This is a genomic window from Magnetospirillum moscoviense (genome assembly GCF_001650635.1).
GTDB classification, from domain to species: Bacteria; Pseudomonadota; Alphaproteobacteria; order Rhodospirillales; family Magnetospirillaceae; genus Magnetospirillum; species Magnetospirillum moscoviense.
This window is the reverse complement of record NZ_LWQU01000141.1, coordinates 39,658-57,091: the sequence shown is the minus strand read 5'-3', so window position 1 is coordinate 57,091 and position 17,434 is coordinate 39,658. Positions and strand designations below refer to the sequence as shown.

The following is a 17,434-nucleotide window of genomic DNA, read 5'->3' as shown; positions in this document are numbered from 1 at the left end:
GGTCACGCTTGCTCCACCTGGCCGGCGGCATGAATCTGGGCCATGCGCAGGGTCCGCACCTTGGCCGCGGCGATCTCGGCCCGGGTCCTCAAGATCAGCACCAGCACCCAATAGGCCTTGAAACCCACCGCCATCAGGATCAACGGCACCATCATGGTGGAATCGATGGACGGCCCGCCCATCTTCACCACGCTGGCCGGCTGGTGCAGGGTGTTCCACCAATCCACCGACCACTTGATGATGGGGACGTTGACGACGCCGACAAGGGCCAGGATGGCGGCAGCCTTCTGGCCGCGCTCGGGATCGTCGAAGGCGTCGGCCAGGGCCATATAGCCGAGATAAAGGAACAGCAGGATCAGCATGCTGGTGAGGCGCGCATCCCACACCCACCAGGTGCCCCACATCGGCTTGCCCCACAGGGCGCCGGTGACCAGGCAGATGAAGGTGAAGGCGGCGCCGACCGGAGCCGAGGCCCGGGCCATCAGATCGGCCAGCGGATGCTTCCAGATCAAGGCCATGGCCGAAAACACCGCCATGGCGGTATAGCAGAACAGCCCCATCCACGCCGAGGGCACATGGATATACATGATGCGCACCGTCTCGCCCTGCTGGTAATCGGCCGGCGAGGCGAAAAGGGCGAAGTAAAGCCCGCCAGCCAGGCAGGCCACGGCGATGGCGGCGGCCCAGGGCTGGATCAGGGCGGACAGGCGAAGAAAACGGGCGGGGTTGGCGAAGCGATGCATGGTCCATTCTCTTAACGCCGATGCGCATTGGAATCCATATTAAGAATCCGTAAGGCACGGGCGACAGGGCGAAGGATTCCACGAGCCGGCCAGAATGGGTTTGACGAAGGTCAGGCGCGCGACTGGATCGATCGATCGGGACGGCCGCCGGCCAGCCATCGTGCCGCCAGACGAGGATCGGCCAGAAGGGCGGCGACGGCCGCGGTCAGTTCCAGGGAAACCGCCGCCCATTTCAATCGACCGGAGGCCTTGAGTACCCCCGAAAGCGCCGATCCGAAGATGAATTCGGGCAGCGACAGATAGACCGGCCGCAACAGCCCGCTTTCCAGCTTCGCCCGCATTCCCGCCGGGTCTTCCAGCGAAGCGATGCAGAACTCTACATCCACCGAATAAAGCCCGCGGCAGCGGAGCGGCCGAACCGGATAGATCCGACAATTGCCGTCCACCCCCAGAAAGACGCACGGCACCCGCGCCGCGACCCGCTGGGCCGGATTCATCTTGGCGGTCGTAAGGCTGCCGTCGCGAATGGCGGCAGCCATCTGTTCCTTCTGGTCGGCGGGAAGGTCCTTCACATAGCAGGCGACCCGAATCGCCTCGACCGGCGTGACCCCGACCTGCTGGTGGCAACACCAGCCACAGCCCGCCTTACAGGCTGGCGGCGGAGCCGAACGGATGTAATCCAGGCAGGTCCGCCGAACCTGCCAACTTTGCTCGGCCAGGGCGAACACCCGATCCAGGGCAGCGCAAGCGGCTTCGACGGAGGGCTTCGGCCCCAAAGCCGCCAACTCGGCAGCACAGGCATGGGACAGGAAATCGTCGGTCGGCGTAAACATGGCCAGATACCCGCGCTGCCTGAAGGACCCCCAAAAGAACAAAAGCCCCGCGACAGGCGGGGCTTCGATCTTGGGAAATGGCGCGCCCGGAAGGACTCGAACCTCCAGCCCCCAGATTCGTAGTCTGGTGCTCTATCCAATTGAGCTACGGGCGCTTCGCACTTCCCTCCGAACCGTTGCCGGCTGGAGAGGCGCGGACCATACACAAAGCCCCAGGGGGATGCAAGCCCCCTTTTGCATCACCAAATATGGGGCGAAAAACTGCACATAACCCAAGTCTGTGGTACGAATACGGCTTGTAGGGGCGTTGCTGTTTGCGTAAAATCCGCGACGATTGCGGGGGGCAAGTCTTTTCCCTATTTCAAACACTTGTCTGTGGACCCGTCGGGTTTATCCGAACTGGCGACTAAAAGGTAAGCAGTCCAAATGGCCCTGAAGACGACCCATGCCGCTGCCTTGTGCGCGGTTCTCCTTGCCGGCGGATGTTCGTTCGCCGAGGATACTCTGTTCCCGACGAGCGCTCCGGCCCCGCAGGCCGAGGTGGGCGCCCCGCCGATGCTGGGATCCTCGAGCTTCGAAGCACCGGGCGTCACCAATGGCGTCGCCACCGGCACCTTCGTCGGACACAAGGTCACCGGACTGCGGAGCGACCTGACCCAGCTGCAAGGCATGCTGAGCCGGCATAACCAGTCGCTGCAGGCCATCCGCACCGACACCGTCCAGGACTCGCAGCGCTTCCACGGCACCATCGCCGCCATCAACGCGCGCCTGCAGGTCGGCACCACCCCGGGCAACCCGATCCTGAACCAGCAATGGAACGCCTCGCAGGGCGAGCTGGACCGCATCAACGAAGACGTCCTGAAGATGACCCGCCTGGCCAATGAGGTCACCAACTCGTCGGCCCTGGCCGCCTATCTGCTGGAATCGGTGCGGGCCGCCCGCCAGCTGTCCGGCGCCGTCGACGAAGACCATCGCCAGCTGCGCATCCTGGAAGACGAGACCAACCGCACCGTCGTTCTGGTCGAGCGTCTGCTGACCGAACTGTCGGACGACATCAACCGCCAGCAGGCCTATGTCGCCAACGAGCGCCAGAACCTCAACATGCTGGCGGTGGCCATCAAGAACGGCCAGCTTTACAGCTCGGCTCTGTCGGGTCGCGGCCCGTCCGCCATGGCTCCGATGTCCTATGACGCCCCGATGGCCGCGCCCCGTGCCGCTGTCGGCTCGGATGCGCCGCTGGTCACCATCCGCTTCGACCGGCCCAACGTGTCGTATGAAAGCGCCCTTTACACCGCGGTCAAGAGCGCCATGGATCGCCGCCCCGGCGCGTCCTTCGATGTCGTCGCGGTGTCGCCGGCCGGCTCGACCCCGGGCGGTGCCGCCCTCGGCCAGAGCTCGGCCCGACGCAACGCCGAGCAGGTGGTTCGCTCGCTGACCCAGATGGGTCTGCCGGCCAGCCGCATCCGCGTGTCGCAAAGCGCCAGCGCCTCGACCCAGACCGGCGAGGTCCAGGTTTTCGTCCGCTAAGACGTTTCGCTTACAAAAAACCCCGGAAGCGCCGCTTCCGGGGTTTTTTCATTGAGGCGCGTCACGCTTCCAGCAGATGAAGCAGCTGGCCGCCCGGCCCGAAACAGGCCGCCGTCAGCGGGCCGCCGAAGCCGCAGCCGGCATCCAGGGTGGCGGAAAAGGCCCCGACGCGGACGCCGCCGCGACGGCGGTCGGATCCGCGCACCACCAAACGATAGGAACCGTAAGGCGCTTCCATCATCTCGAAGGCGGTCGAGCCCCACCAGAAGGCATCCATCTGGGCCGACAGCGGACGCGAGGGATCAATGCCGGCATGGACGAACAGCAGGCCGTTATCGTCAGTGTAGGCGGCGTGGCGCAGCACGCTCATCAGCGTGGTGTGGCCGTCATGGGTCCGCATGTTCTGACGCAACTGGCCGGTCCAGCGGGTCAAGGCCAGAACGCCCTCGCGGGCGTTGGCGAAGCCTTCCTCGACCGAACCGCCATAGCAGGCGAGCGTCGGCTCCAACCCATGCTCGATCATCCATTTCAGGACGTCTTGCGGCGCCGGCGCGAACTGCAATTGCAGCAGCTTCTGCCACATCTCCTCCTGGGCGCCGCGCAGATAGACGATGTCATCGACCTCGACGCCGGGACGGGCCAGGAAGGCGCGGCGGAACAGCAGCAATTCATCGATGGTGTCGCGCACGGCCGGGCCATAGCCCAGATAATCGCCGAGATAGACGATCTGATCGCCGGCGGCCATGTCGTCGGCCAGGCGGCGATGCAGGGATTGCAGCCGCTGCAACTCGCCGTGAATGGCGGCAACCGCCCACACCCGGCCGGAACCGCGCAAGCTGGCGAAGACATTGTTATCGGACAAAGGCCCTGCCCCACAAAAGCAAACCGGCGGCAGGGGCACCCCAGCCGCCGGTCCATCGTACAGCGACGGAAGAATCCGTCAATCGTGTCGGCACATTAGGCCGCTTGCAACAGCTGCTCCAGCTTGGCGGCGGCGGCTTCCGGCTCGATCCGCTCGACGGCGGCCAGTTCCGAGGCCAGACGCTCGAGCGCGGCTTCATAGATCTGGCGTTCGCTATAGGACTGATCGGGCTGATTGGCGTTGCGGTAAAGGTCGCGGACCACTTCGGCGATGGAAACGGGATCGCCGGAATTGATCTTGGCCTCGTATTCCTGGGCGCGACGGCTCCACATGGTGCGCTTGACCTTGGCGCGGCCCTTCAGAGTGGTCAGGGCGGTGTCCATGATGGTCCGCGACGACAGCTTGCGCAGGCCCGACTTGGTGGCCTTGGCCACCGGCACCCGCAGCGTCATGCGGTCGCGATCGAAGGTGATGACGAACAGTTGGAGTTTCAGGCCCCCGATCTCCTGGTTCTCGATGGCCACCACCTGACCCACTCCATGGGTCGGGTACACCACGTAGTCACCTTCGGCGAAAGACATGCTCGACATCTGTTCAATTCCTCGGAATGTCCACCCGCGAAACGCAGGCCCCCTTGCCCGAATCCTTGCCGATGACGGCAGGGACTCCGGCCTCGGCCAAAGGGCGGGCGGAAGGTTTAGACTTCAGTTGTTACCGTTTAAGGGGCGGCAGGCCGCCCGTAGGCTCGCACCATCAAAAAAAAAGCCCGTGTTCGCCGAGCTTCGCGTTCCACCGAGCCTGATGCGGCGGACTGGCTCTTATAGCACGATGGGACGATCGAATGACAGTGAAAAAGCCCGGCCACCTTGCGGTGAGCCGGGCCATTTCTGCATTGCTGCCAACCAAGATTGGCAGGCGTGACGGCGAACCGATCAGGACTGGCCGGGCTTGTCCGACAGCATCGAGGCCTTGCCGGGCTTGCCATTCCAATCCTGGGCGTCGGCGGGGGCGTCGCCCTTCTTGGTGATGTTGGGCCAGATGCTCGCGAACTTGCGATTGGTCTCGGTCCAGTCGGCGGTCTTGGGGTCGCTGTCCGGGAAGATCGCCTCGGCCGGGCATTCCGGCTCGCAGACGCCGCAATCGATGCATTCGTCCGGGTTGATCACCAGGAAGTTCTCGCCCTCATAGAAGCAATCCACCGGGCACACTTCGACGCAATCCTGGAACTTGCACTTGATGCAGTTCTCGGTCACCACATAGGCCATAACACCACTCCCTTGAACCTGATAGCTGGCACATAGCACAGCCCGGCCCGAGGCTCAACCCCGGCCGGGCTGAGGTCTTTACAGCGAGTTTCGCAGCTTGACCGCCTGGCGGCGGCGCCTGGCGATCAGGTTGAGCGCCTCGACCAGAACCGAGAAGCCCATCGAGAAGTACAAGTAACCCTTGGGAATATGGTAGCCCAGGCCGTCGGCGATCAGCGCCGTGCCGACCAGCAGCAGGAAGGACAAGGCCAGCATCTTGACGGTGGGGTGCTTCGACACGAAGCCGGCCAGCGGGCCGGCGGCGAACAGCATCACCACCATGGCGATGACGACCGCGGCGACCATCACCTCCAGTTCATCGACCATGCCGACGGCGGTGATGACCGAATCCAGCGAGAACACGATGTCCAGGATGCCGATCTGGATGATGGTGGTGACGAAGCCGGCGGCGACCACCTTGCCGGCTCCGGCCTCGCCCTCGTCCTCGCCTTCCAGCGAGCCGTGGATTTCGTGGGTGGCCTTGGCCAGCAGGAACAATCCGCCGCCGATCAGGATGATGTCGCGCCACGACACCGCCCGCTCCCAGATCGAGAAGACCGGCTCGGTCAGGCCGATGATCCACGACAGCGAGCCCAGCAGGGCCAGCCTGGTCAACAGGGCGAAGGCCAGGCCGGCGCGGCGGGCGGTAGGGCGCTGCGCTTCGGGCAGGCGGTCGGACAGAATGGTCAGAAAGACCAGATTGTCGATGCCCAATACGATTTCCAGCGCGGCAAGCGTCGCCAGACTGATCCAGATTTGCGGATCGGCAAGCCATTCCATGTCGGTGATGTCCCCGGGGTGAAAGCAGTGGGCCGCAGTGTAAGTGAATTTGCCGAGGATTAAAGGGGAAGCTCGACAAAAACCTCGTCGGCATAAAGGCCTTGCGCCTCGGCGGCCGGCCCGCGACGCCCCCCCAGGGCGACGACTTGCACCTGGCGGAAACGGCGTCCGGCCGGGAAACACACCACATCGCCGACCCTGACCGCTTGGGCGACCTTGCCGACGGCTCGGCCGCCCACGGTCACCAACCCGTCCTCGATCGCCTTCTGGGCCAGGCCGCGGGTCTTGAAGAAGCGGGCGAACCACAGCCACTTGTCGAGACGCAGTCCGTCCGCCACCCTTTTACCCGCACTTGGAATAGCCGCACGAGGTGCAGGTGTCGCAGCCTTCCGACCGGATCAGGGCCGGTTGATTGCATTTCGGGCAGTGGCGCAGGCGGCTGCTGTCCAGATTGACCACCTTGCGGTCGTCGCGGGCCTCGGGCGGCTCGCGGGCGGCCTTGGGATCGGCGATGAAGCCGATATCGATCATGTGGCGCTCGATCACCTCGCCGATCGCCGCCAGCAGCGACGGCACATAGCGACCGCCGACCCATTGGCCGCCGCGCGGGTCGAACACCGCCTTCAGTTCCTCGACCACGAAGGCGACGTCGCCGCCCCGGCGGAACACCGCCGAGATCATCCGGGTCAGCGCCACCGTCCAGGCGTAATGCTCCATGTTCTTCGAGTTGATGAACACCTCGAACGGGCGGCGCCGGCTGTCTTGGATGACATCGTTGATGGTGATGTACATGGCGTGCTCGCTTTCCGGCCAGCGGACCTTGTAGGTCTTGCCGGGCAGATCCTCGGGCCGATCCAGCGGGCGGGTCAGATGGATCACCGCGCCGGCCTCCAGATGGTCCTCGGGCCGTGGGGTGGGCTTTTCCAGCGGCAATTGCGGCTCGTCGACCGGGGCCTGGGTCCGGCTGTCGGTCTTGACCTCGAGCACCGCGCCGGTGATGTCGTTGGGGCGATAGGTGGTGCAGCCCTTGCAGCCCAGTTCATAGGCCTGTTCATAGACGTCGCGGAACGCCTCGAAGCCGATGCTTTCCGGCACGTTGATGGTCTTCGAGATCGAGCTGTCGATGTATTTCTGCACCGCCGCCTGCATCACCACATGCTCGGACGGCGTCAGGCGCTGGGCATCGACGAAGGCCGAGGGCAACGGCGCGCCGTCGCCCTTCATGCGGCGGAACAGGCGATAGGCGTAGTCGCTGACCTCTTCCTCGCGGCGCGAGCCGTCGGGCTGCAGCACCGAGCGTGTATAGGTGAACGAGAACACCGGCTCGAGCCCCGACGACACATTGTCGGCGAACAGCGAAATGGTGCCGGTCGGCGCGATCGAGGTCAAAAGCGCGTTGCGGATGCCCTTTTCGGCGATGGCGGCCCGCACGTCGTCGTCCAGTTCCTTGACCGTCTCGCCGGCCAGATAGGCATCGCGGTCGTACAGCGGGAAGGCGCCTTTCTCGGCGGCCAGGTCGGCCGAGGCGAGATAGGCCTCGCGGCGGATGGCGGCCATCCATTGCTCGGTCAGGCGGATCGCCTCGCGGCCGCCATAACGGGCCCCGCACATGATCAGCGCATCGGCCAGCCCGGTGATGCCTAGGCCGATGCGGCGCTTGGACCGCGCCTCGGTCCGGTGGGCTTCCAGCGGGAAGCCCGAGACTTCGATGACATTGTCCATCATGCGCACGGCGACGCGGACGATGTCCTTCAGCCGCGCCATGTTCAGCCGGGCGCCGTCCTCGAACGGCTTGTCCACCAGCCGGGCCAGGTTGACCGACCCCAGCAGGCAGACGCCATAGGCCGGCAAAGGCTGTTCGCCGCACGGGTTGGTGGCGTGGATGGTCTCGCAATAATGAAGGTTGTTCATGCGGTTGATGCGGTCGATGAAGATCACGCCCGGCTCGGCATAGGCATAGGTCGCCCGCATGATCTTGTCCCACAGCGCACGCGCCGGCATCGAGCGATAGACCGTGCCGTTGAAGGTCAGCTCCCACGATTGGTCGGTCTTGACCGCGTCCATGAAGGCGTCGGTGACCAGCACCGACAGGTTGAACATGCGCAGCCGGCCGGGTTCCTGCTTGGCGTCGATGAAGGCTTCGATGTCCGGGTGGTCGCAGCGCATGGTCGCCATCATGGCGCCGCGGCGCGACCCGGCGCTCATAATGGTGCGGCACATGGCGTCCCACACATCCATGAACGACAACGGCCCCGAGGCGTCGGCGCCGACCCCCTTGACCGGCGCGCCCTTGGGCCGAAGCGGCGAGAAATCATAGCCGATGCCGCCGCCCTGCTGCATGGTCAGCGCGGCTTCCTTCAGATGCTCGAAGATGCCGCTCATGTCGTCGGGGATGTCGCCCATGACGAAGCAATTGAACAAGGTGACGCGGCGGTCCGAGCCGGCGCCCGACAGGATGCGGCCGGCCGGCAGGAACTGGAAGTCGCTCATGGAATCGTAGAAGCGCTCTTCCCACAAGGCGGGATCGGCCTCGGGCTCGGCCAGGGCGCGGGCGACGCGGCGCCAGCTTTCCTCGATGGTTTTGTCCACAGGACGCTGGTCAGCGCCCTTCAGTCGGTACTTCATGTCCCAGATCTGCTGGGAAATGGAAGCCACCTGCGTCATCGCCCCGTCCTCCACGCCGCCACGCTTCGGCGGCGACGCCTCCGAAGTCCTGTCGCTCTGATTGGAAACCGGGTTCGACCCCCGTTTCGACGCCAGTCTAGGCTTGGCGGAATGGCGTCGTCAAGAACCGTGTTCTTTTTTTGTTTCCACAGGACAAGCGCTTGATTCGGCAGGCCGGAACCGGCTTATCCACGCTTATCCACAGGCGACCTCGGGGGGAGACCCGAGCCATCTTCCACACACTTATCCACAGGCGGCAATCGCCGGCCCGCTGGATCGCGGCCAGGAAGAGGACACCAACTTTTGGAATTGTGAGGTGATTGCGATGTCCGCATTCCGATGAGAACGTCGGAAGCACCACAACAGGGTCTATGCGGAGATGCCGACCGCTTCGGCCACCAAACGGCCGGTGGCCCCTTCGATGCGGGCCTGCAGTTCGACCATGAAGGCCTTACGGTCCATGCCCGCCGGGATCGGCTCTAGGAACTCGATGATCGCGCGGCCCGGCTTCTTGGCAAACGAACCGCGTCCCCAGAAGCAGCCGGTGTTCAGCGCCACCGGCACGCAAGCCTGGCCCAGGGCGCCATACAGCATGGCGATGCCGGTATGATAATCGGGGGCGGCGCCGACATCCATGCGGTGCCCCTCGGGGAAGATCAACACCGGACGGCCGGCGGCGGCGGCGGCCTCGGCGCCCTTGACCATTTCCTTCAGCGCCTTGGTGCCGGCTGCGCGGTCGATGGCGATCGCCCCGGTCTTGCCCAGATACCAGCCGAAGATCGGAATCTTCAGCAATTCCTTCTTCAAGATCACCGCCGGGCTGCCGAGCATCAGGAAGAAGGCGAAGGTCTCGAGCGTCGATTGATGCTTCGAGGCGACCAGCGCCGCCCCCTGGGGGACCGTGCCGCGCACTTCCCAGCTCAGGCCGCAGGTCACCTTCAGCAAGATGAACACGCCGCGGATCCAGAACGAGGCCGCCGCCGAGACCGCCCGCTCGCCGGCCAGCAGCAGGGGCAGGTACAAGGTCCCCAGGATCAGGGTCCAGGTCTGAAGCAGCACGAAGAACAGGGCGGAACGGAACGCGGTCACGGCAGGGCCTTCCTTGGCAGGAACCAGTGGCGGACGATGGCGGCGCCATATTTGGCATATTCGGTGGCCAACAGCAAAGCCGTCCCCGGCCAGCGCCACCATTCGCGGCTCTTGACGCTGTCGGGGAAGACCGGATGCGGCACGATCATCGCGTCGGGCAGGGCGCGGCGGAATTCCAACAGGGCGCGCGGCATATGGTAGGCGCCGGTCACCAGCCGCACCGACGAAACCTGCCGACCGGCGGCCCAGCCGGCGGTCTCGATGGCGTTGCCGACGGTGTCCTCGGCGGCGTGGCCCAGCACCACCTGATCGGACCGGGCATGCTGCCCCGGGCCGGCATGGCGCAGAATGTCGGCCAGATCGACGCCGCGCGGTACGCCCGAGACGAACAATTGGCCGGCCATGTCGGATTGCAGCAGCGCCAGGCCGGTATTGACCCGCTCGCGCCCGCCGGTCAGCACCACGATGGCGTCGGTCCGGGTGGTTTCGTCCTCGACGCTCTCGGGCACCGCCACGGCGACGAACCACAGGAAGCCGGCCGCCCAGGCGCACGCAAGGGTCAGCAGCAGGGCGACGACCCGGATCATGGCATCCGGGACAGCACGCCGTGAACGGTCAGGCGCGCCGTATACATGGCCAGGATCGCCGCCAGCACCGGCAACAGGCCGACCACCACCCAGCCGGACAAGGGCACAGACAGCGACGGCAGGAATCCGCCCTCGACCCGTTTGGCGGCCCAGCCGATGGCGGTCAGGGTCGGCACCGCCATGGCCAGGCCGATCATGCCGCCCGAAAAGCCCAGCGAGAAGGCGCGGTCGGCGAACTGACGGGCGATATAATCGTCGTGGGCGCCGATCAGGTGCAGCACCTCGATCACGCTGCGATGCACGCTCATGCCGGTCTTGGTGGCATAGACCACGGTGGCCGAGGTGACGAAGCCGATCAGCACCAGGATGGCGATGGCCACCCATTCGGTGGTCCGCGACAGGTTGATCAGCCGCGACAGCCACACCCGATGATCGTCGATGGTCGCTCCCGGCACCGACTTGCCCAGCCGGTCGGCCAGCCCGCCCAGGTCCAGACGCACCGCCGTATCGATCGACACGTCGATCAGGCGCGGCAGCGGCAGGTCCTTGACCAACTCGGCCGAGCCCAGCCACGGCTCCAACAGCGCCAGGGTCTGGCGCTTGTCGAGCGGCCGGACGGCGGTCACGCCCGGGGTGCGCCGCATCAGGTCGGCGGCCTGGCGCACCCGGTCGTCGGTCAGCAATTCGCCGGCTTCGCCGGGGACCGGCTGGACCTGCACGGTCAGGGTGCCCGACACGTCGTGGTCCCAGCGTTCGACCAGGCCGGCCAGCACCAGCACGCAGGCCACGGCGATCGACGACAGATAGACCATCAGCGCCACCAGCCAGGGCAGGAAGCGGCTGTTGGGGTCGCCCTTGAGCGGCAGGTCCGAGCGGCGCGACAGCAGGCTCATGCTTCGTCCTCGGGTTCGACCACGGTGCCGCGTTCGATATGCAGGCGCGAATGCTGCGAGAAGCGGTCGACCAGAAACTGGTTGTGGGTGGCGATCACCACCGTCGTCCCCAGCTTGTTCAGTTCCTCGAACAGGTGCAACAGGCGCATGGCGATGTGGTCGTCGACATTGCCGGTCGGCTCGTCGGCCAGCAGCAGGTCGGGGCGGCCGATCACCGCCCGGGCGATGGCGACGCGCTGCTTCTGGCCGCCCGACAGGGTCGGCGGCTTCGAATGCATCTGATCGGCCAGCCCGACCCAGGACAGCAATTCGGGGACGTGCTTTTGCACCTCGGATTCCTTGACGCCGCGCACCCGCAACGGAAGCGCCACATTGTCCAGCGTCGAGAGATGGTCGAGCAGGCGGAAATCCTGGAACACCACGCCGATCCGGCGCCTGAGCGCCGGCAATTCATAACGCCGGGTCAGGGCGATGTCCTTGTCAAACAAGGTGACGCGGCCACGGCTGGGACGCAGCCCCAGATACATCAGGCGCAGCAGCGACGACTTGCCGGCGCCCGACGCGCCGGTCAAAAAGTGGAACGATCCGGCCGGCAAGGCGAAATCGACGTCCTGCAGCACTTCCGGCCCCAGGCCGTAGCGCAGTCCGACGCCTTCGAACCGGATGATATGTTGCCCCCGTGGACGGTGCCGCACAGTCTGCCTCTCCCGACGAAGCCGGAGGATGCCATGGCGCGCGCGGCTTCGTCCAGGGCGCTTGTGTCGATTTGGCCTTGCGCCTATAAGGGAGAACGTCCTGGGGGAACGTTGACGACATGCAGATCTCTTGCCCGGCCTGCACCACTTCTTTCTCGGTACCCGACAAGGCCCTGCAGCCGAAGGGTCGAACGCTGAAGTGTGCCAAGTGCGGCCATAAGTGGTTCCAAGACCCGCCGGCCGCCGCCGCCGCGGCGCCGCGCCCAAGCTTCGGCCTGGATGCCGACGCTTTCCCGCCGCCGCCCAAGCCGGTGGTCGCGCCGGATTTTTCGTTCAACCCGGTGCGCGAACCCGACCCCGATCTGGAATTCGATACCCCGGCCCGCGTCACCTCGGCCTCGAAGGCGACGGCCGACCTTGATGTCGACCTTGACGAACCGCCGATCCCCGATTTCGGCAACCGGGCCAGCGGGCCGGCAGAAAAGCCGATGGATTTCGACCTCGACCCGGACTCGGCGCCGCGCGATGTCCCCGAGATGTTCGCCAACAAGACCGAAAAGAAGGGCACCGGCGGCCTGTGGCTGCTGCTGTTGCTGCTGCTGCTGAGCGGCGTCGGCGGCGCCGGCTATTACTTCCAGGACATGGTCGTCGATTACGTCCCGCAGGCGCACGAGCTTCTTTCCCAGGCCGGCCTGCGCCACGAGAAGCTGGGCGTCGGGCTGGAACTGCGCAATGCCGGAACGCCGGAACGCTTCGTCCATAACGACACCGAAGTCCTGATCGTGCGCGGCATCGTCGCCAACATCTCGGACCGCACCCGCCCGGTGCCGACCCTGAAGCTGGTGCTGCTGGACAAGGACAAGAAAGCGGTGCAGGAAAAGACCAACCCGCCGCCGGTCAACTCGCTGGATTCAGGGGCCACCGCCGGCTTCCGCATCATCCTGGAACGCCCCGACCCCAACGCGGTCGAGGTCAACGTCCTGTTCGTCGAAACCCCGGGCCAGGCGGCCAAGTAGGCGGCCCTTGGCATTAGGAAATCCGGTAACCATTTCCATGCTATCATCAGTCCCGATGATGCATTGAGACCCGCCGGAGCGTTTGATGCAAACCCCAGCCGTCGCTTCCCGTACCGAGCTTGCCGAAGCACGCGACACCCGCATGGCCGGGCATATCCGCGAGGCTTCGGATGTCACCGGCGTTCCCTTCGAATATCTGCTGGCCCAGGCCAACCAGGAAAGCCGCCTGAACCCGGATGCCCGCTCGGCCCGCTCGTCGGCCATGGGGCTTTACCAGTTCACCGCCGGCACCTGGCTGGACATGATCAAGAACCACGGCGCCGAGCACGGGCTGGGCAAATATGCCGACGCCATCACCAAGAACTCCGACGGCCGCTGGACCGTCGCCGACAAGGCGATGAAGAAAGAGATTCTGGACCTGCGCCGCGACCCCAAGGTGTCGTCGCTGATGGCCGGCGAATACGCCAAGGAAAATGAAGCCTTCCTGGAACGCAAACTGGGCCGCGAAGTGTCGGCCCAGGACCTGTACCTGGCCCATTTCCTGGGAGCCGGCGGGGCGTTGCGGGTGCTGAAGGGCATGCAGGAAACCCCCAAGGCCGAGGCCGCCGAGCACCTGCCCGAAGCCGCCGACGCCAACCCCGAGATGTTCACCCATGCCGAGAGCGGCCAGTCGAAGTCGCTGGCCCAGCTTTACAAGACGGTGTTGTCGCGCTTCCAGCACTCCATGAACGACGTTAACGCGGTCGCCAAACGCGAACGCCCGCAGATCGATCTGGCCGCCCTGAAGCCGCCGGGGCGCCAGCCCGAGGCGGCGCCCGAACCGGCCGAGCCGTTGATCGAGGCCTTCACCGCCCCGCCGCCGGTCCATACCGCCAGCGCCGACACCAACCGGATGTTCCCGGTGGCGCTGCCGCCGCCGGTGTCGGGAACCAAGACCGACGGGCCGATGCTGCGCATCTTGCTGGACAATCAGGGCCGGAAGGCCTGAACGGCGATCGGTTATGGGAGCGGACTGGCGCCGATCACCATTTCGTGACCGGCCACCAGGATGGCCCACAGGGCCGGCCCGGCCAGCAGGCGCCAAACCCCCATTTCCGTGATCATCGCCCACCGTGGCCTGCCGGTCAGTGCGGCCAGCCGAGCCCATTCGGACCATCCCAACCCAGCCCGACGTTTGGCATCCAGGATGCGGGGACCGACCAGCGCCAAGCCCAGCAGCGGCAAGAACACCATCAAGGCGCCGACATCGCCGTTGGGCACGATATGCGCGGCCGCCCACAGGGCCAGCCCCCACAGGACCGGATGGCGGGTCAGCCGCAGCAGGCCGGGCCGGGCCGGATCGAACCCCTTGCCGCCCGGGCCGATGGAAAAGGGATTGGCGCTGACCATGCCGCCGGCCAGCAGCACGCAGCCGGGAAGCATGGCGACCGGCGGTACCCACCGCATCCAGGCAGCCTGCTCCCACAGCAGAACCACCGGCGCGGCGCGGTAGGCGGCGACGATCCAGGCCAGCAAGGCCAGCGACAGAACCGAATAGGCCAGGATGAAGCCCAGCTTGCCGCCCAGGCGGGCCTCGGCGCGGCGGCGAAAACCCGGGCGATTGGTCAGGCTGTGCGAAAACAGGAACAGGGCTATGGCCAGCCCCAGTTCCGCTAGTTCCACGGATGCGCCTCGGGGATGTCCAGCCGGTGCAGGCGGGCCGCCGCGGTCAGGGTGTTGCGCAGCAGGCAGGCGATGGTCATCGGCCCGACGCCGCCCGGGACCGGGGTGATGGCGCCGGCCACCTGGACCGCGCCGGCGAAATCGACGTCGCCGACCAGCCGGGTCTTGCCGCCTTCGGCCGCCACGCGGTTGATGCCGACATCGATCACCGTGGCACCCGGCTTGATCCAGTCGCCCTTGATCATTTCCGGCTTGCCGACGGCGGCGATGACGATGTCGGCGGCCCGGACCTCGCCCGGCAGGTCGCGAGTCTGGGAATGGGCCACGGTGACCGTGCAGTTCTCGCGGATCAACAAATGGGCCATCGGCTTGCCGACGATGTTCGAGCGGCCGACCACGATGGCCTTCATGCCGGCCAGCGAGCCCAGATGGTCGCGCAGCATCATCATCGAGCCCAACGGTGTGCAGGGGATCAGCCCGACGCCGCCGGCCGCCAGCTTGCCGACATTCCACGGATGGAAGCCGTCGACATCCTTGTCCGGACGGATGGCTTCGATGACCTTCTGGGAATCGATGTGACGCGGCAGCGGCAACTGAACCAGGATGCCATGGACCATCGGATCGTCGTTCAGACCCTCGATCAGGGTCAGCAGGTGCCTTTCGGGGGTGTCGGCCGGCAAGATGTGCTCGAACGATGTCATGCCGCATTCGGCGGCGCGTTTGTTCTTGTTGCGGACATACACCTGGCTGGCCGGGTCCTCGCCCACCAGCACCACCGCCAGGCCGGGGGTGATCCGATGGCCGTCGCGAATTTCGTGGACGCGCGCGGTGATTTCGTCGCGCAATCCGGCCGAGAACGCGTTGCCGTCGATGAGCTTGGCCTGGGTCATGATCGTTTCGCCATCCATTGGTCAAGGCGGTCGGCCAGTTCGGCCGCGTCGCCGGAGATGAAAACCACTTTGCGCCGGTCGGTGGCGCCCTGGACGATCTCCATCGTCGATTTGGGCACCTTCCATTCCTTCGACAACATCTTCAGCAGGGCCTGGTTGGCCTTGCCGTCCTCGGGCACCGCGGTCACCGTGGCCTTCAGCGCCTGGTTGCCGCAGGCGTCGGCGACCACCTGCTCGACGCGATCGCGTGAGGCCTTGGGCGTCAGGCGGATGGCGACGCGAACACCGCCCGCCACCACCGTGACCGGCCCGCCGGTCGCGTCAACCTTCGTGACCGGCCCGCCGGTCACAGGCCGCGAACCGCCATGATCAGCTTCTGCACCACCATCTGCAGGAACAGCAAGATCAGCCACAGCGCCACCGGCGACAGATCGACGGCGCCGAAATCGGGAATCCAGCGGCGGATCGGCCGCAGCGCCGGCTCGGTCAGCCGGTTCAGCACGTCGCCGATGGTGCGCACCGCGTGGTTGTAGGTGTTGATCACCCCGAAGGCCAGCAGCCAACTAAAGATCACCGTCGCCAGGACGATGTACCAATAGAGTTCCAGGGCGAAATAGATGACCGTCAGCAACGGCTCCAGGATGATGCTCATGGAACGGGGCTTCCCCTCAAAGGTGGCGCGACCGATGGAAACCTAGCCGCACAAGGCTCGCGGCGCAAGAGGCGCCGGCCCGATCAGCCGCCCGAACCATCGCTTGACAGCCCCAGGGCCTTCCCATATTTTCGGCGCCCTTGATGGGGCCGTAGCTCAGATGGGAGAGCGCCGCAATCGCACTGCGGAGGTCAGGGGTTCGATTCCCCTCGGCTCCACCAATTTTCAGACCCGCCGAATCCGCTGATTTGTTAACTGGACTTGCCCAGAAAGAGGCGAGAGCGTTTTTCCGTTTATGCGCCTTCGGCCTCGAAGCGGAATGGGCTTTTGTATCCCAGGGCGGAATATCGCCTGACGGGATTATAGAAGCCGTCGATGTACCGGCCAATGGCTTAGGCAAGTTGGTTTTTGTAGATACAGAAACCTTGACGGCCGAGGTTTTTGTATCTACGATCGATCCTTGATCACCTGGGATGAAGCCAAGCGAGCCGTCACCCTTGCCGAGCGCGGCCTGGACTTCGCCGATGCGGCGAAGGTGTTCGCCCATCGGAATTTCACCTTCGCCGACGAGCGGTTCGCTTACGGCGAGGCCCGTTTCATCACGGCGGGATATCTGGACGATCGCTTCGTCGTCATCGTCTGGACGTGGCGGGAGGGGGCGAAGCGCATCATTTCCATGAGGTATGGCCATGCCAAAGAAGAACGACAGTACCAAGACGCCCTGGGTTGACCCCGACGATGCCCCCGAGCTGACCCAGGAATGGTTCGCCAAGGCCGATTTGTACGAAGGCGACAGGCTGATCCGGAAGGGCGGCCGCCCCAAGGCGGAGGCGCCGAAGAAGCCGGTGAGCATCCGCCTCGACCCTGACCTGCTGGAATATTTCCGCGCCTCGGGGCCGGGCTGGCAGACCCGGGTCAACGACCTTTTGCGCCAGGCCGCCGGACTGCCCAAGGCGGGGTGAACTGCCGCGTTCATGCCGCCGCCCTTTCCAGCAGCCGGCCGTCTTGCATCACCCAGCGATCGGCGCGGGGTTCGTAGATGTCGGTGATGCGCCGAAAACCGTCGGTGTCGCGCTTGGTTTCTGAATCTAGGCCACCAAACAAAAGCACCCGCGATTTCGCGGGTTTTTTTGTGCCCGGACGCCGGCCACACTCTCGCCACATTCGACGCATCAAATAACTCCCATCGGAAATTTCGATCCATGCGAGGCCCCGCATGCGTACCCCCAGTGCCGAA

At 65.5% G+C, this 17,434-nt stretch carries 22 protein-coding genes and 2 tRNA genes; 6 read left to right on the top strand and 18 right to left on the bottom strand.

Annotated elements, in window-relative coordinates:
• Positions 1-2: 2 nt before the first annotated feature.
• The 3 genes from A6A05_RS11130 to A6A05_RS11120 form a co-directional block, all read right to left on the bottom strand.
• Positions 3-743: a heme ABC transporter permease gene (locus A6A05_RS11130; RefSeq protein WP_068500671.1), complete on the bottom strand. Its 741-nt coding sequence runs from the start codon at positions 741-743 to the stop codon at positions 3-5.
• Positions 744-853: 110 nt separating this feature from the next.
• On the bottom strand, positions 854-1,576 hold the full coding sequence (locus A6A05_RS11125) for a YkgJ family cysteine cluster protein (RefSeq protein ID WP_068500667.1): 723 nt from the start codon (positions 1,574-1,576) through the stop codon (positions 854-856).
• Positions 1,577-1,654: 78 nt separating this feature from the next.
• A tRNA-Arg gene (locus A6A05_RS11120) sits at positions 1,655-1,731 on the bottom strand.
• A 271-nt stretch (positions 1,732-2,002) separates the two neighbouring features.
• On the opposite strand from A6A05_RS11120, the gene A6A05_RS11115 reads away from it, so the two are divergent.
• Entirely contained in the window at positions 2,003-3,103 is a 1,101-nt protein-coding gene (locus A6A05_RS11115) for a hypothetical protein (RefSeq protein WP_068500665.1), read from the top strand.
• Positions 3,104-3,164: 61 nt separating this feature from the next.
• Here the strand turns inward: A6A05_RS11115 and A6A05_RS11110 are convergent, their stop codons facing one another.
• From A6A05_RS11110 to ftsE, 10 genes are all read right to left on the bottom strand, one after another.
• Positions 3,165-3,965 (bottom strand): hypothetical protein, encoded by an 801-nt coding sequence (locus A6A05_RS11110; RefSeq protein ID WP_068500662.1) that lies wholly within the window; start codon positions 3,963-3,965, stop codon positions 3,165-3,167.
• 95 nt (positions 3,966-4,060) lie between these two features.
• Entirely contained in the window at positions 4,061-4,555 is a 495-nt protein-coding gene (locus A6A05_RS11105; RefSeq protein WP_068500660.1) for a CarD family transcriptional regulator, read from the bottom strand.
• 342 nt (positions 4,556-4,897) lie between these two features.
• On the bottom strand, positions 4,898-5,230 hold the full coding sequence (gene fdxA, locus A6A05_RS11100; protein WP_068500658.1) for a ferredoxin FdxA: 333 nt from the start codon (positions 5,228-5,230) through the stop codon (positions 4,898-4,900).
• A 78-nt stretch (positions 5,231-5,308) separates the two neighbouring features.
• On the bottom strand, positions 5,309-6,049 hold the full coding sequence (locus tag A6A05_RS11095; RefSeq protein WP_068500656.1) for a TerC family protein: 741 nt from the start codon (positions 6,047-6,049) through the stop codon (positions 5,309-5,311).
• A gap of 59 nt (positions 6,050-6,108) precedes the next feature.
• Positions 6,109-6,387 carry an RNA-binding S4 domain-containing protein gene (locus A6A05_RS11090; protein ID WP_068500654.1) on the bottom strand — a complete coding sequence of 93 codons (279 nt, stop codon included), beginning with the start codon at positions 6,385-6,387 and terminating at the stop codon, positions 6,109-6,111.
• 4 nt (positions 6,388-6,391) lie between these two features.
• Complete coding sequence (locus A6A05_RS11085) at positions 6,392-8,713, bottom strand: adenosylcobalamin-dependent ribonucleoside-diphosphate reductase (RefSeq protein ID WP_068500650.1); 2,322 nt, start codon at positions 8,711-8,713, stop codon at positions 6,392-6,394.
• A 369-nt stretch (positions 8,714-9,082) separates the two neighbouring features.
• Positions 9,083-9,802, bottom strand: coding sequence for a lysophospholipid acyltransferase family protein (locus A6A05_RS11080; RefSeq protein ID WP_068500647.1), 720 nt, complete (start codon positions 9,800-9,802; stop codon positions 9,083-9,085).
• The gene (locus tag A6A05_RS11075) at positions 9,799-10,389 is read right to left on the bottom strand and encodes a YdcF family protein (RefSeq protein ID WP_068500644.1); all 591 of its coding nucleotides are present in this window, start codon (positions 10,387-10,389) and stop codon (positions 9,799-9,801) included. Before A6A05_RS11075 ends, A6A05_RS11080 begins: the two co-directional genes overlap by 4 nt.
• A complete protein-coding gene (locus A6A05_RS11070; RefSeq protein WP_068500642.1) occupies positions 10,386-11,282 on the bottom strand; it encodes a cell division protein FtsX in 897 nt (298 codons plus the stop codon). Before A6A05_RS11070 ends, A6A05_RS11075 begins: the two co-directional genes overlap by 4 nt.
• Positions 11,279-11,977: a cell division ATP-binding protein FtsE gene (gene ftsE / locus A6A05_RS11065; protein WP_068500640.1), complete on the bottom strand. Its 699-nt coding sequence runs from the start codon at positions 11,975-11,977 to the stop codon at positions 11,279-11,281. The genes A6A05_RS11070 and ftsE overlap by 4 nt, the downstream gene beginning before the upstream one ends.
• Positions 11,978-12,096: 119 nt before the next feature.
• On the opposite strand from ftsE, the gene A6A05_RS11060 reads away from it, so the two are divergent.
• Positions 12,097-12,993, top strand: coding sequence for a DUF3426 domain-containing protein (locus tag A6A05_RS11060; RefSeq protein ID WP_068500637.1), 897 nt, complete (start codon positions 12,097-12,099; stop codon positions 12,991-12,993).
• 85 nt (positions 12,994-13,078) lie between these two features.
• On the top strand, positions 13,079-13,981 hold the full coding sequence (locus tag A6A05_RS11055; RefSeq protein WP_068500635.1) for a transglycosylase SLT domain-containing protein: 903 nt from the start codon (positions 13,079-13,081) through the stop codon (positions 13,979-13,981).
• Positions 13,982-13,992: 11 nt separating this feature from the next.
• On the opposite strand, the gene A6A05_RS11050 is transcribed toward A6A05_RS11055, so the two are convergent.
• The 4 genes from A6A05_RS11050 to A6A05_RS11035 are packed head-to-tail and all read right to left on the bottom strand — an operon-like array spanning position 13,993 to position 16,197.
• Positions 13,993-14,655 (bottom strand): NnrU family protein, encoded by a 663-nt coding sequence (locus A6A05_RS11050; protein ID WP_068500634.1) that lies wholly within the window; start codon positions 14,653-14,655, stop codon positions 13,993-13,995.
• Positions 14,646-15,545, bottom strand: coding sequence for a bifunctional methylenetetrahydrofolate dehydrogenase/methenyltetrahydrofolate cyclohydrolase FolD (gene folD, locus A6A05_RS11045; protein ID WP_068500965.1), 900 nt, complete (start codon positions 15,543-15,545; stop codon positions 14,646-14,648). The genes A6A05_RS11050 and folD overlap by 10 nt, the downstream gene beginning before the upstream one ends.
• Positions 15,542-15,895 (bottom strand): DUF167 domain-containing protein, encoded by a 354-nt coding sequence (locus tag A6A05_RS11040; protein WP_068500631.1) that lies wholly within the window; start codon positions 15,893-15,895, stop codon positions 15,542-15,544. The genes folD and A6A05_RS11040 overlap by 4 nt, the downstream gene beginning before the upstream one ends.
• A complete protein-coding gene (locus A6A05_RS11035) occupies positions 15,892-16,197 on the bottom strand; it encodes a YggT family protein (RefSeq protein WP_068500628.1) in 306 nt (101 codons plus the stop codon). The genes A6A05_RS11040 and A6A05_RS11035 overlap by 4 nt, the downstream gene beginning before the upstream one ends.
• A gap of 145 nt (positions 16,198-16,342) precedes the next feature.
• Here A6A05_RS11035 and A6A05_RS11030 point away from each other — a divergent pair.
• The 3 genes from A6A05_RS11030 (at position 16,343) to A6A05_RS11020 (ending at position 17,159) form a co-directional block, all read left to right on the top strand.
• Positions 16,343-16,418, top strand: a tRNA-Ala gene (locus A6A05_RS11030).
• A gap of 239 nt (positions 16,419-16,657) precedes the next feature.
• Positions 16,658-16,927, top strand: coding sequence for a BrnT family toxin (locus tag A6A05_RS11025; RefSeq protein ID WP_068500625.1), 270 nt, complete (start codon positions 16,658-16,660; stop codon positions 16,925-16,927).
• Positions 16,887-17,159 carry a BrnA antitoxin family protein gene (locus tag A6A05_RS11020; protein ID WP_068500962.1) on the top strand — a complete coding sequence of 91 codons (273 nt, stop codon included), beginning with the start codon at positions 16,887-16,889 and terminating at the stop codon, positions 17,157-17,159. Before A6A05_RS11025 ends, A6A05_RS11020 begins: the two co-directional genes overlap by 41 nt.
• A gap of 10 nt (positions 17,160-17,169) precedes the next feature.
• Here A6A05_RS11020 and A6A05_RS21500 read toward each other — a convergent pair whose 3' ends face one another.
• Complete coding sequence (locus A6A05_RS21500) at positions 17,170-17,415, bottom strand: hypothetical protein (RefSeq protein ID WP_216635786.1); 246 nt, start codon at positions 17,413-17,415, stop codon at positions 17,170-17,172.
• Between the last annotated feature and the right edge of the window lie 19 nt (positions 17,416-17,434).